10 protein-coding genes and 1 tRNA gene are annotated in these 14,027 nt (G+C 35.8%); 10 read left to right on the forward strand and 1 reads right to left on the reverse strand.

Going from position 1 to position 14,027, the window contains the following annotated elements:
• Window positions 1-30: 30 nt before the first annotated feature.
• The 9 genes from ACQUQZ_RS00175 (at window position 31) to ACQUQZ_RS00215 (ending at window position 12,320) form a co-directional block, all read left to right on the forward strand.
• On the forward strand, window positions 31-1,392 hold the full coding sequence (locus ACQUQZ_RS00175) for a TldD/PmbA family protein (protein WP_435352511.1): 1,362 nt from the start codon (window positions 31-33) through the stop codon (window positions 1,390-1,392).
• A 224-nt stretch (window positions 1,393-1,616) separates the two neighbouring features.
• Window positions 1,617-3,272: a TldD/PmbA family protein gene (locus ACQUQZ_RS00180; RefSeq protein WP_435352512.1), complete on the forward strand. Its 1,656-nt coding sequence runs from the start codon at window positions 1,617-1,619 to the stop codon at window positions 3,270-3,272.
• Window positions 3,273-3,302: 30 nt separating this feature from the next.
• Window positions 3,303-4,640: a TldD/PmbA family protein gene (locus ACQUQZ_RS00185; RefSeq protein ID WP_435352514.1), complete on the forward strand. Its 1,338-nt coding sequence runs from the start codon at window positions 3,303-3,305 to the stop codon at window positions 4,638-4,640.
• Between the two features lie 124 nt (window positions 4,641-4,764).
• A complete protein-coding gene (locus ACQUQZ_RS00190) occupies window positions 4,765-5,379 on the forward strand; it encodes a DUF4159 domain-containing protein (protein ID WP_435352515.1) in 615 nt (204 codons plus the stop codon).
• Between the two features lie 84 nt (window positions 5,380-5,463).
• Window positions 5,464-6,447 (forward strand): AAA family ATPase, encoded by a 984-nt coding sequence (locus ACQUQZ_RS00195; RefSeq protein ID WP_435352516.1) that lies wholly within the window; start codon window positions 5,464-5,466, stop codon window positions 6,445-6,447.
• A gap of 2 nt (window positions 6,448-6,449) precedes the next feature.
• The gene (locus ACQUQZ_RS00200; RefSeq protein WP_435352517.1) at window positions 6,450-7,310 is read left to right on the forward strand and encodes a DUF58 domain-containing protein; all 861 of its coding nucleotides are present in this window, start codon (window positions 6,450-6,452) and stop codon (window positions 7,308-7,310) included.
• 1 nt (window position 7,311) lies between these two features.
• Window positions 7,312-8,421, forward strand: a complete 1,110-nt coding sequence (locus ACQUQZ_RS00205) for a BatA domain-containing protein (protein WP_435352519.1) — start codon at window positions 7,312-7,314, stop codon at window positions 8,419-8,421.
• Window positions 8,418-10,622: a hypothetical protein gene (locus tag ACQUQZ_RS00210; RefSeq protein WP_435352520.1), complete on the forward strand. Its 2,205-nt coding sequence runs from the start codon at window positions 8,418-8,420 to the stop codon at window positions 10,620-10,622. The genes ACQUQZ_RS00205 and ACQUQZ_RS00210 overlap by 4 nt, the downstream gene beginning before the upstream one ends.
• Before the next feature lie 27 nt (window positions 10,623-10,649).
• A complete protein-coding gene (locus ACQUQZ_RS00215; protein WP_435352521.1) occupies window positions 10,650-12,320 on the forward strand; it encodes a hypothetical protein in 1,671 nt (556 codons plus the stop codon).
• A 118-nt stretch (window positions 12,321-12,438) separates the two neighbouring features.
• On the opposite strand, the gene ACQUQZ_RS00220 is transcribed toward ACQUQZ_RS00215, so the two are convergent.
• Window positions 12,439-12,513 (reverse strand) — tRNA-Val (locus ACQUQZ_RS00220).
• 264 nt (window positions 12,514-12,777) lie between these two features.
• Between ACQUQZ_RS00220 and uxuA the strand changes: the two genes are divergently transcribed.
• Window positions 12,778-13,965: a mannonate dehydratase gene (gene uxuA / locus ACQUQZ_RS00225; protein WP_435352522.1), complete on the forward strand. Its 1,188-nt coding sequence runs from the start codon at window positions 12,778-12,780 to the stop codon at window positions 13,963-13,965.
• The last annotated feature ends 62 nt before the right edge of the window (window positions 13,966-14,027 follow it).

Genomic DNA, 14,027 nt, shown 5'->3' on the forward strand with positions numbered 1-14,027 from the left:
ATAGGGAGGGCTTTAAAATTACTTTCAACAATGGCTATATTAACAAAAGAAGAAGCTAAAAAGATAATAGATAAAGTTTTGGCATTTTCAAAAGCAGACGAAATGGCTGTAACATTAAGTGGCAGCCGTACAGGAAATATTCGTTATGCCCGAAATTCAGTTTCGACAAGCGGTGTTTCCACCGATATGTCTTTGGCGGTTACAGCGGTTTTTGGAAAAAAATCAGGCACGTCAACTATCAACGAATTTGATGATGCTTCCTTAGAAAAAACTGTTCGGAGAGCAGAAGAAATAGCAAAACTTGCTCCTGAAAACCCTGAATATGTACCAATGCTTGGACCACAAACGTATTTAGAAACCAATACTTTTGCCGAAAGCACAGCTAATATTGACCCAGATTTTAGAGCAAAAGCAGCATTTGATAGTATAGACCCTTGTTCAAAAAAGAACTTAACGGCGGCGGGCTATATGGAAGACTTTTCGGGTTTTACCGCATTTGGCAATTCAAAAGGGCTTTTTGGTTATAATAAATCAACAAATGTAGATTTTACGATTACCGTAAGAACAGCTGATGGTTTAGGCTCAGGATATGCTATTCATGATTATAATGACGTTTCAAAGTTAAATACAAAAGCAGCCACTGAAGTAGCCATCCAAAAAGCAATGGCCTCAGTCAATGCTCAGGCATTAGAGCCAGGAAAATATACTGTGATACTTGAACCAGCCGCATCAATTGATTTACTTCAAAATATGATGCGAAGCATGGATGCTCGAAGTGCCGACGAAGGTAGAAGCTTTTTGAGTAAAAAAGGTGGTGGCACTCGTTTAGGCGAAAAACTTTTCGATGAAAGAGTAAATATATACTCCGACCCAAGCAACTTAGAGATACCTAATGCTGGATTTGCTGCAGGCGGCGGTGGTGGTGGTGGTGGCCGATTCGGTGGTGGAGGCATTGATGGCAGACCACAAGAAAAAATAGCTTGGATTGAGAATGGGGTAGTAAAAAACATGACTTATTCTCGTTATTGGGCTGAGAAAAAAGGTGTGAAAGGAACACCTCCACCATCGGCGTTCATAATGGCAGGAGGCACACAGTCTTTGGCCGACCTTATTAAAGGTACAGAAAAAGGCATTTTGGTTACCCGTTTTTGGTACATTCGTGCCGTTGACCCTCAAACATTACTCTACACAGGACTGACCCGTGACGGAACTTTTTATATCGAAAAAGGAAAAATCAAGTTTCCTGTAAAAAACTTCCGATTCAATGAAAGTCCAGTTATTATGCTTAATAATTTAGAAGCAATGGGTGTTCCAACACGTGTTGGTGGATGCTTAATTCCCCCATTGAAAATCAGAGATTTTACATTCAGTAGCTTATCGGATGCGGTTTAAGATTTAAAATGAAGCACGAAAAGTATAAATTTTCATAAAAGAACTTTTTGAAAACTGATATTTTTCGTGCCATTTACATAAAGTTCAACCATTTATCTCCACAATTTACCCATTCATCAAAATCACCCATAAAGGGTTATTTTTGAATGGCTTTTAATGCTTAATTTTATATTTCAACAAGTAGTACCTATTCTTCATTATAAACAAAATAAACTGAAAAAGCTTTGAAAAGAAGAGATTTTATTCAATTATCCAGTTTAGGTTTTGGGGGGCTGATGTTACCCAATATGCCTATGGGGGGCATTCCGATTATTGGAAATGCCGTTTCGCAAGAGGCGATGCTTGATGGTGCGATTGATGTTGCTATCAAAAAACGCCTTGCTGATGCAGCTCTTAATGCCGCAAAAGCCAAAGGTGCAACCTATACCGATGTGCGTATCGGTCGCTATCTCAACCAATTTGTCGTTACTCGTGAAGACAAAGTACAAAACATCGTTAATACAGAATCGTATGGTGTTGGTGTACGTGTAATTGCCAATGGTTGTTGGGGGTTTGCGGCAGTTGTAGATGCAAAAAGCGAAGCCGATACGGCCAGAGCTGCCGAAGAAGCGGTGGCAATTGCAAAGGCCAATGCAAAATTAATGAAAGTACCCGTACAATTAGCTCCTCAAAGTGGCTATGGTGAAGTAAGTTGGAAAGCTCCTATTCAAAGAAATGCCTTTGAAGTGCCAATCAAGGAAAAAGTTGATTTGCTATTAGGAGTAAATGATGCTGCTTTGAAAAATGGTGCTAATTATGTGAACTCGGTGCTATTTATGGTAAATGAGCAAAAATATTTTGCTTCGTCAGATGGCTCATATATTGACCAAGATATTCACCGAATTTGGCCAATTGCAGCTGTAACTGCCATTGACCCAAAATCAGGTAAATTTGAAACTCGCCAAGCATTATCTGCTCCTGTCGGCATGGGTTATGAATATTTGCAAACCAATCCAAGTGATAAAGTTTCAGGTATTACCACTCGTTATAATAAAGGCTACGATATGCTCGAAGATGTAACTGCGGCAGCTAAACAAGCCAAAGAAAAATTGACAGCAAAATCAGTAGAAGCAGGCAAATATGACTTGGTACTTGACCCATCTCACTTATGGCTCACCATTCATGAATCTGTTGGACACCCACTTGAACTTGACCGTGTTTTAGGCTATGAAGCCAATTTTGCAGGAACATCATTTGCAACTTTAGATAAATGGCAAAGCAAAAACTTCAATTATGGAAGCAAAGAAGTAACACTTTTTGCTGATAAAACACAAGTTGGTTCGCTCGGAGCAGTTGGTTGGGACGACGAAGGAGTTAAAACCAAGCGTTGGGATTTAGTAAAAGACGGTACTTTAGTCAATTACCAAGCCATTCGTGACCAAGCACATATCATTGGTGAAAAAGAATCTCATGGTTGTTGCTATGCCGATAGCTGGTCGTCAGTTCAGTTTCAACGCATGGCTAATGTGTCGTTGGCAGCAGGAAAAACACCACTTTCGGTAGCCGAAATGATAAAAGATGTGAAAAAAGGTGTTTATATTATTGGTGATGGTTCGTTCTCGATAGACCAACAACGCTATAATTTCCAATTTGGTGGACAGTTATTTTATGAAATAAAAGATGGTCAAATCGCAGGAATGTTGAAAGACGTAGCTTATCAATCAAATACGCAAGAGTTCTGGAATTCTTGTGTAAAAGTTTGTGATGAGCGTGATTATCGTTTGGGTGGCTCATTCTTTGATGGAAAAGGGCAACCTTCGCAATCAAGTGCAGTGTCGCATGGTAGCTCAACGGCACGTTTTAACGGCGTAAACGTCATTAATACTGCACGTAAAGTCTAATCATTTCCTAACAATTAATCTCGAAAAAAAATGTCTGTAATATTAAATGAAGAAGAAGCTAAAGCCTTACTAAAGAAGGTTTTAAGCTACTCGAAAGCAGATGAATGTGAAGTAAATCTGCTGGGAGAAACACGTGGAAATCTTCGTTATGCTCGCAATGAAGTTTCTACAAGTGGAGCATTGACTAACCAAAATCTTCAAGTACAATCTTCTTTTGGTAAAAAAGTAGGTGTTGCCACAATTGATGAGTTTGATGATGCTTCTATCGAAAAAGTAGTGCGTCGTTCGGAAGAATTGGCTCGTCTTGCTCCCGAAAACCCTGAATACGTAGGTATTTTAGGCCCACAAGAATATATCAAATCAAATGGGTATTTTGAATCAACAGCAAATGTTTCGCCCGATACTCGTGCTGAAGCAGTTTATAAAAGTTTAGTGCTAACCCGTGAACAAAAATTGGTGGCAGCAGGCTTTTTGGAAGACCAAAAGGGCTATAATGCCATGATGAATTCAAAAGGGCTTTTTGCCTATTACAAAAGTACCAATGTCAATTTTTCATTAACCGTTCGCACCGAAGATAGTACTGGCTCTGGCTATGTAATCAAAGGATTTAGTGATGTAAATAAATTAGATACAGTAGCAGCAACAAAAATTGCTATTCAGAAATCTCTTGGTTCAAAAGATGCAAAAGCTCTTGAACCAGGTAAATATACGGTGATTTTAGAACCAACAGCAGCAGTAGTTTTGCTCGAAAATATCTATTTTGATATGGATGCCCGCAGTGCTGACGAAGGACGCTCATCTTTCAGTAAAGCAGGTGGAAAAACTAAATTAGGCGAAAAAGTAGTTGATGAACGAGTAACTTTTTATTCTGACCCCACTCATCCAGAATTGCCAGCTGCTGCATGGTCGGGAGATGGTCAAGCTCAGAAAAAGATGTTTTGGATTGAAAAAGGTGTAGTAAAAAACCTTTCTTATTCACGCTATTGGGCAGAGAAAAAAGGTGTTAAGCCTGTGCCAAGTCCAAATAATATGATTATGGAAGGCGGTACAGCAACTTTAGACGAAATGATAAAAAGTACGAAGAAGGGCATTTTAGTGACAAAATTGTGGTATATACGCACAGTTGACCCACAAACGCTCTTGCTCACAGGGCTTACTCGTGATGGAACTTTCTTAATCGAAGACGGTAAAATTAAATATCCAATCAAAAACTTCCGCTTCAACGAAAGTCCTTTGATTATGTTAAATAACCTTGAAACATTAGGAAAGCCAGAACGTGTTGTTAGTACAGAGTCAAATCAAAACTATATGGTACCACCGATGAAAATTCGGGAATTTACATTTTCAAGTTTATCGGATGCAGTATAAAATCAGTGTTCAGTTATCAGTAAACAGTTATCAAAATTTTCTCGGAATTCAGTTTTAATAACTGTTTTTAAAGAAACGCATTCTAAACTGTTTACTGATAACTGATAACTGTTAACTGATTATAATGAAACCATTTATTTTCACACGAATACAATACAACTCTGGAGATTGGGACACCGACCAGCGAATGCCTGCTAATATCTTGAATTCATTGGTAGAATATACGACGATTCCGATTGATGAAAAAGAAAAGGTAGTGCTTTTGAGTAGTAATGAAATATTTAAAAGTCCTTTTTGCTATTTGAGTGGGCATAAATTGGTAGAGTTTTCGAGTCAAGAAAGAGACCATTTTCGCAAATATGTCGAAAATGGCGGTTTTGTATTGGTGGATGATTGTAACCACGACATTGATGGGCTTTTTGCAAAATCATTTGAACAAGAAATGGCTCGTACTTTTGGAGCAAAAGCTTTGCAAAAAATACCCAATACACATGAAATTTATAACTGTTTTTTTAAGTTTGAAGGCCCTCCGACTACCAGTTTTGAATTAAATGGTTGGGGCGATGACCTTGTGCATGATTATTTGAAAGCAGTACAAATCAATGGAAGAATTGGCGTTTTATATAGCAATAAAGATTACGGTTGCGAGTGGGACTACGATTTTCGGAATAAACGCTTCTTGGCCGAAGACAATACTAAGTTTGGAGTAAATATTATTAATTACGCATTAACAGTATAGATTTTGTTCTACGGAGTAGGATAGGAACTCCGTCGTACATTTTTTATATAAGCATATAAACAAACTTTAACACTTCTTAGACAATTGGAAACCAAAGAACTTACACATTATAAATCATTGGTAGCAAAATTACCACACTTAAAAAATGAAATTGGCAAAGTAATCATAGGGCAACACGAGGCAATCGATGAGATTCTGATTGCCCTGTTAGCGGGCGGTCATTGCTTGTTAGAAGGTGTTCCAGGATTAGCTAAAACGCTGATGGTAAGCACATTGGCAAAATCTCTTGATATGAAGTTTAAGAGAGTGCAGTTTACGCCAGACTTAATGCCAGGAGATATTATCGGTACTGAAATTTTAGAAGAAGACCACGAAACTGGTAAAAAATTCTTCAAGTTTAATCAAGGCCCTATATTTGCTAATATCGTTTTAGCTGATGAAATCAATCGAACTCCTCCTAAAACACAAGCGGCTTTGCTCGAAGCCATGCAAGAATATAAGGTAACTTATGCAGGTACAAATTACGCTTTGCCGCTTCCTTTTTTAATCATTGCTACGCAAAACCCCATCGAGCAAGCAGGCACATATCCTTTGCCTGAAGCTCAATTAGACCGCTTTTTGTTGTATATCAAGCTAAATTATCCTTCGGAACAAGAAGAATTAGAGGTTTTGAAAAGCACTACAGGTACAAGCAAACCAGAACTGCAAACGATTCTGACCGATAAAGATATTATTGATTTACAAAAACTTACTCGTCAAGTTCATATAAGCGACGAACTGATTTTGAAAGTAAATCAATTAGTAAGAGGTAGCCGTCCAGCCAATTCTAACTCTGCTTTTGTGAAACAATGGTGCGAATGGGGAGCTGGCCCTCGTGCAGGGCAAGCTTTAGTGCTCTGTTCAAAGGCAAGAGCAGTGCTGAATGAACGTTTTGCGGTCATTCCAGAGGATATTGAGACTTTGGCGTATCCAATTTTAAGGCATCGCATCGCCCTAAATTTCAGAGCAGAAGCAGAGAATATCACCACTGATAATGTGATTAGAGACTTATTGAAGAATAGTAAATAATCATGCTCTCATCAGAACTCATTAAACTTAATAACCTACAACTCGCTGGAAAATTAGTCAGTGATGAATTATTGTTGGGTATTCATAGCAGCAAACGATTTGGACTTGGAACAGAGTTTGAACAATATCGCCATTACGAACCTGGCGATGACCCCAAAAGAATAGACTGGAAACTCTTTGCTCGCACACAAAAACATTTGGTTCGAGAATCTGCCACCGAAAGTAATTTTCAAATCAGGTTGGTTTTAGATTTATCAGGCTCAATGAATTATGCTGAAAAAGACGTCAATCGCCTGCAATATGCTAAAATTTTGTTGGCTTCATTGGCATATTTAGGTTATCGTCAGAGTGACCTTTTGAGCTTGTATTCATTACAAAATGGTGAAATTCAAACACTTGTTCCATCAGGAAAAAAGGCTTTTGAACGAATTTTATACTCACTCGAAAAAGCAGAAGCAAGTGGAACTTGGCAAAATGCTAATCCTAAATTTGCCGAGTTTCAACAAAAACAAAAAGAGTTGGTCATCATAGCTTCTGATTTTCTTCAAGTAGGAGAAGAATGGCTAAAATTGATTCAAAATATAGCAAATCCACGCCGTGATGTGGTTATTTTTCAAATATTGGGTAAGGAAGAACTTAATTTTAACCTAAAAGGATTCTATCGTTTCAAAGATTTGGAAACAGGAAAAGAGATAGAATTGGAAGCCGAATCAGTCAAAGATGATTTTAGAAAATCAGCAGAAAAATATTTGACAAATTTAGAAGAATCGCTCAGAATACCCAATGTTCATTTGATAAGGGCAACTTTACAAGACCCAATTGCAAGCGTAATTACAGAATCATTGAAGAAAAGACGACTATAAAATGGAATTTATAAACCCTTTCATGCTTTGGAGTACTTTGGCGGTTGCGATACCGATAATACTCCATTTTTGGCATCAAAAGAAAGGAAAATTGCTCAATTGGGCTGCCACTTCGTGGCTAATCGAAAAGAACCTCCAACAATCAAGAGGCATTCGATTAGAGAATATATTGCTTTTATTACTTCGGTGTTTATTACTCGTTATTTTAGCTTTCTTTTTGAGTAAACCAATATTTAATTGGCTGAATAATAACGATTTAGCTAAAAAAGTACATTTGGTTCAAGCCAATCGCTTGCTTGTTAATAATTATAAATTTGAGTTAGAAGAAGCACAAAAAAAAGGAGAAAAAATCTATTGGATTAACTCAAAAACGGAGCAAATAGATGATATTTCTAAAATGCCATCGTCGCAAGAATTTAATACTTTGATGCTTCAAGCGTCTATTAATAAGGTTTTTCAAAAAAATCTAAAAGAGCAATTTGAACTGTATTTTGTCAATAATGAAAGTTTGAATGAAGTACCAAATATCTTTGTTCCGAACAAGTTTTCGCTTCATACAATTATTGATTCGCTGAATTTTCCTGCAAAACCATATTTGGATTTTTCAAATAAGAGAAAATTATATATTAATGCTTCCAATCAATTGAGTAGTAGTTTTGCTTTAGACGCAAATGGAAAGTTTGAACAAAAACCAGCTCATTCGGGAGTAATAAATTTCCTTGTCGAAAATCAAAATAAGGTAGAAAAACAAGCAATAGAAGCAGCTTTAAAGGCTTTAGCAGAAGTTTATCAGATTGAAATTGCCATAGATTTTGAAAAAGTCTTAGGAAAAAAATATGACTTTAATTTTAATGAAAATTTTGCAGAAGAGGTTTCAACCTTAGTTTTCAGCGGACAGCTTCCCGAATATTTAGGTGAAAAATTAATCAAACATTATCAATTAAAAACCGTTCAAAAGCCACTCAGTCAGCAACAATTGAATTCATTATTTAAAATATCACAGCATCATTCTAAATTATCGGAAGAAAGTGGGTTTTCAAAAGTCATTTTATTGATTTTTATTATCATTTTAGGAATTGAACGCTGGGTTGCACTAAAGAAAAACGCATGAACCAAGTACGTAAAATAATTTCTTGGGTAAATTACCAATTATACGCCACTGCATTTCTAATGTGTCTGTTGGTAGCAGGGGCTATTTATTTATTAGTTTCGACTTTTTCAACTGTATTTTTTCTGCCAACTTTAGGAGCAATTGTCGGTTTTGGAATAATGGCATATAAAACGCAACTTTTCCAAAATAAACGTAATACAGCCCTTCAGTTGATTCACCAAAAACTCAATAATACCGAGTATAGCCTTCAATTATTAGATATTTCAAAACCTAATATTGCCGAACAATTACAATTAGAAAGATTATTATCGAGCATCGAAACGCAGCCCATACCCAATGTTATTTCTCCAAAATTGGGCATTTATTTAATGATTTTTTTAGCAGCTTTAGGGATAAATTTTGCGTATCCTTTTTTGAAAAAAAACATAATCGCAAAACCAACTGAAATACAAAGCAAAAAAAACTCAGAACTCATAATTCAGAACTCAGAACTTCAAACAGCAAAGCTCACAATTATTCCACCGAGTTACACAAAGTTTCCAATCAGAGTTGTGTCAGATTTGAATGCTTCTGCCATAAGTGGGTCTATTTTGAAATGGCAGTTGAATTTTACAAATTCTACTGATTTGGTTGTAAAATTGGTAAATAATAGAGCAGAAGAGTTGAATTTTAAGAAAATCGGTGATGCTTTTGAATATTCTGACCAATTATTGAGTTCGGGCTTATATGCTTTCAAAGCATATCTTAAAGACTCACTTATCTATCAATCAGATTATTATAGATTAGAAGCTATTCCAGATTTCGCTCCTAAAATTGAACCTAATTCTAAAGAATTATATACTTTTCATTATCTTAAAGACCCGAAAAACATTTCAATTGCTGCCAAAATCTCAGATGATTTTTTGGTAAATCAAGCGTTTATTGTAGCAACCTTGGCAAGAGGGTCGGGCGAAAATGTTAAATTTAGAGAAGTGAAATTTCCAATCAGTCAAGCCAATTTTAAAGAAGCCACTGTTTCTAAAAATATTGACTTAAAAGCCTTAAACTTTTCTCCTGGCGATGAACTTTACTACTATTGGGCGGCAATTGATAATAAAAGACCAGAACCCAATTTTACAAAATCAGACACCTACTTTATTGTTTATAAAGATACGGCCAATGTTGAAGAAGCCGAACTTTCGACAATGGCAATGAATATTGTTCCAGAATATTTTAGAAGTCAGCGACAAATAATCATAGATACAGAAAAATTGATTGCTAAACGCAAAAAAACACCGCCTCAAGAGTTTAATAGTGCGTCTAACGAAATTGGTTTTGACCAAAAAGCCCTCAGACTGCGATATGGGCAATATTTAGGTGAAGAATTTGAAAATACGATTGGTGGAGCAAACGCTTTGCCAAGCGACGTTGAGACAGATGGTGATTTTTTGAAAGGCTACGTGCATGACCATGACGGTGGCGAACACGAAACCGAATCAAGCGGACATAAAGATGAGCATCAACATGAAGGAAGTAAACAAGAAGGAAAAGACCCTGTTGCCGAGCTTTTGGCAGATTATGTACACTCGCACGATGATGGTGAAGCCAATACATACTACGAACAATCAACTCGAAGTTTGTTGAAAATGTCTTTGGAACAAATGTGGCAGTCGGAGCTACATTTGAGATTATATGAACCCGAAAAAGCTCTTCCTTTCGAGAAAAAGGCCCTCGAATACTTAAAATTAGCTCAACAAAAAGCTCGAACTTTTGTAAAAAAGACCAGTTATGACCCACCGCCGATTAAAGAAAAAGAGAAACGTCTAACGGGTGAATTAACAAAGTTTAATGAAGCATTTAGTAGTGAAAAAAAATATTCACAACAACAATTACAAAACCTGATTGCCGAAGTACTGGGTATTATCGATGCAAAAATAGGCTCACAAAAGCTCAATTTTGTTCAGAAACAAAAATTATTGAAACTTGAAAATGACCTCAGTGGTAATACAATAAATAACAAAATCTCGAATTTGTCGATTTTGAGCTTATTACAAAAAATTATCAATGATAAAGAGCTTTCAGCCAATGAAAAGAGCGAGTTAAAAACCAAGCTTTATCAAATAGTTGGTAGCACTTTGCCAAATAAAAATAGTACAGGTAATAAATCATATTCGAGCGAAAAAAGTTTAGAAAAGGCATTTTGGAAAAACCTTCAAAAATAAGCGTTTTTCATACATTTTATTATAAAAATGACTCTATTAGCAAGCATATTAAGCATATTTTCAAGTTTCGACTGGCTCATTTATTTGGCTTTGATTGTCATTTTAGGACTTCAAATTTGGTTGATTTCAAAAGCAAGTTCCATAACAAAACAACGCAAAAAAATAAGATTAGCACTTAATTTATTGCTTTGGATAGTAATTTTACTTTTTGTTATTCAACCTCAGTGGAAGTCACCAGTCAATACTGGTAGAGTATTGCTGATAAGTGAAAATGTTCCCGCTGAAAATATCAAACATGTCAAAGATAGCCTTAAAATTACGGAATCATTTTCTACTAAAGATTTTCAACAAAGACTCTTTGACGACCCCACTTTTGTTGAACATTTGGGAAATATCTATCTTTTAGGAGAAGATTTTGAGCCAGAAGTTTTAAGTCAATTGAGACAAAAACAAGTGATTTGGTTGCCATTTTTTGAGAAAAATGAGTTACAAGATATTCGTTGGAAAGGAATTGTCAGAAAAGGAGACATACAAGAAATTGCTGGAGAAATAGAGCTTTCAGAAGAAAACACGCTTAAAATAAATTACGAAAATCAAATTTTAGATAGTGTTCTGTTGAAAAAAGGGTTAAATCGTTTTAAATTACACTTTCCAATTTTTTCTATCGGAAGAACAGAAACAGCGTTAAAACTTGGTGAAAAAGCACTTCATAAAATCGTTTTTTTTTCAAGGAAAAATACACCGATTGCTATTCAATTTATTTTAGAAAATCCCGACTTTGAAAGTAAATCTTTGGCAGAATGGTTGGGGAAAAATGGTAATCATGTAGAAATAACCACAACCGTTGCCAAAAACACTCAAAATCAAACCTCAATAAATAAACTAATATCAAAAGAAAAATTTGCCCCAAATATTGTCATAACTGACCCAAGCAATGCCTCAAACCCAATTGTGAAAAAGGTAATATCAGAAGGAAAATCTATTTTATTTTTGAATTTAACAAATCCAGAGCAAGAATTGAAAACCATTAACTTGACACTTGGTTCTCATTATTTTGCCAAAAAAACTACGAACGAAGATTTTATCAAAATCTCAGAAAACTTAACAGCATTACCCTATCGTTTCGAAGAAAAGCCCAATCAAAAAAATGTTTTAGACTATCCAGTAGCTATTCAAAAAAATGTTGGAAAAGTTGGTGTTAGTTTATTAAATGAAACTTTTCCATTAAAACTAAGCGGGGATAGTTTGACTTATGGAAAACTCTGGACAAGTATTTTTCAACAATTATATCCATCTTTTCAAGATAATATTGAAGTTTTGTCACCCATTTTTCAAGACACAAAAGCAACAATTTCTCTAAATAATCGTTTGATTGCTGCAAATGATTTGAAAATCTCTAATGATACTATTTCATTAGAAACTTCGGCAATGAACTCGCTTTCAAGTGAAACAGATTTTGTTTTTAGAAAAACAGGTTGGCAATCACTGCAAGACTCTTTGGAGATTTATGTAGAAGAAAATCCAACAATTTTGTGGAAAAGTAAGCAAATTGATGCATTTTTGACGAAAAAATCTAAAATGAATGCCCCAAATTCAGAAGAATTATCTCATATTTTAAATAGAAATTTGCCAGATTGGGCGTGGTTTCTTTTGATTTTATTCTGCTTAACGGCTGTTTGGGTAGAGCCTAAGTTGTAGATAAAAATTTTTTATATTTTTTGGGAAGTATTGTATGATGCTTCGCATCGAGCCACTGACCAACTTTTTAGATATTTTCATAAAAACAAAAAAGCCTCAGATTTCTCTGAAGCTTTAGTGGGAATTACTGGGTTCGAACCAGTGACCCCCTGCTTGTAAGGCAGGTGCTCTGAACCAGCTGAGCTAAACTCCCAAGTTTATTTTGTACTCTCTTTGTGTTTGGGACTGCAAAGATGCAGGTCTATTTTTTTATTTCCAAATATTGACATAAAAAAAATTGAAAATTTTTAATTTTCTTTTTTTTATCATATATTTCATTTGTTAGGTACAAATATTAAAAGCGGTTTTTAGCAAAAAAAGCTCTATTTGTCAAAAAAGTATTTATTCCTGTCAAAATATTTTTGGAGGGGTAGGTTGTAAATCCTAATTTTGTGTATCATTAATTCAACCTATATTTATGGCTCTCGAACAAACTTGGCGTTGGTTTGGCCCGAATGACCCCGTTAGCTTATCAGATGTGAGACAAGCAGGGGCAACAGGCATTGTTTCTGCACTTCATCAAATACCCAATGGACAAATTTGGTCTAAAGAGGCTATTTTAGAACGCAAATCTATCATCGAAAAAGCAGGTCTTGTGTGGTCTGTGGTTGAGAGTGTGCCTGTACATGAAGATATTAAAAAGGCTTCGGGTAATTATAAGCAATACATCGAAAACTATAAAGAAAGTTTGGTCAATTTGGCTGCTTGTGGCATAGATACTGTTTGCTATAATTTTATGCCAATTTTGGATTGGACTCGAACCGATTTAGATTTTGAGTTGGCTGATGGTTCAAAGGCCTTGCGTTTCGATATGACGGAATTTTGTGCATTTGAAATGTATATTTTAAAAAGACCTAATGCCGAAAAATCATATTCTGAAATAATCCTTGAAAAAGCGAAGAATTGGTTTGAGAAGGCATCTGAAGATGATATAAAACGGTTGACTAAAAATATTATCGCGGGTTTGCCAGGAAGCGAAGAAAGTTTTACAATTGAGGCCTTTAGAGAAACACTGGATACGTATAAATATATTGGTGATAAAGAATTACGCCAAAACCTTTACTCATTTTTGAAAGAAATAACGCCTGTTGCCGAAGAAGCGGGTATTTTGTTGGCAATTCACCCTGATGACCCACCTTATCCAATTTTAGGCCTACCACGAGTGGTAAGTACAGAAACAGATGCAAAACTACTTCTTGAAGCTGCTGAAAGCAAATATAATGGACTTTGTTTCTGCACAGGAAGTTATGGAGTAAGAGCAGATAATGATTTGGTTGGAATGGTTGAAAGATTGGGTGATAGGATAAACTTCATACATCTACGAGCTACAAAACGAGATACTGAAGGAAACTTTTACGAAGCCGACCATTTAGATGGTGATGTTGATATGTATGGTGTAATGCACGCTCTTGTTTTGGAACAAAAAAGAAGAGAAAAAGAGGGTAGAAGCGATTTTAGATTACCTTTCCGACCAGATCACGGACATAAAATGTTGGATGATTTGAATGCCACTAAACGTACAAATCCTGGCTATACTGCTATTGGACGCTTGCGTGGTTTAGCAGAATTGAGAGGTTTAGAATTAGGAATTAGAAGGTCATTGTAAGTTGTAAAACCTGCAAGGTCTGAAAAGACCTTGCAGGTTTTTTTACGTAGAAAATAAAAAAA

Source organism: Emticicia sp. SJ17W-69 (assembly GCF_051209875.1).
Taxonomy (GTDB): domain Bacteria; phylum Bacteroidota; class Bacteroidia; order Cytophagales; family Spirosomataceae; genus Emticicia.

Bases quoted from the DNA above. Each gene is read 5' to 3' on its own strand.
- ACQUQZ_RS00175 (WP_435352511.1), top strand. From the start codon at position 31: ATGGCTATATTAACAAAAGAAGAAGCTAAAAAGATAATAGATAAAGTT.
- ACQUQZ_RS00185 (WP_435352514.1), top strand. From the start codon at position 3,303: ATGTCTGTAATATTAAATGAAGAAGAAGCTAAAGCCTTACTAAAGAAG.
- ACQUQZ_RS00190 (WP_435352515.1), top strand. From the start codon at position 4,765: ATGAAACCATTTATTTTCACACGAATACAATACAACTCTGGAGATTGG.
- ACQUQZ_RS00200 (WP_435352517.1), top strand. From the start codon at position 6,450: ATGCTCTCATCAGAACTCATTAAACTTAATAACCTACAACTCGCTGGA.
- ACQUQZ_RS00205 (WP_435352519.1), top strand. From the start codon at position 7,312: ATGGAATTTATAAACCCTTTCATGCTTTGGAGTACTTTGGCGGTTGCG.
- ACQUQZ_RS00210 (WP_435352520.1), top strand. From the start codon at position 8,418: ATGAACCAAGTACGTAAAATAATTTCTTGGGTAAATTACCAATTATAC.
- ACQUQZ_RS00215 (WP_435352521.1), top strand. From the start codon at position 10,650: ATGACTCTATTAGCAAGCATATTAAGCATATTTTCAAGTTTCGACTGG.
- uxuA (WP_435352522.1), top strand. From the start codon at position 12,778: ATGGCTCTCGAACAAACTTGGCGTTGGTTTGGCCCGAATGACCCCGTT.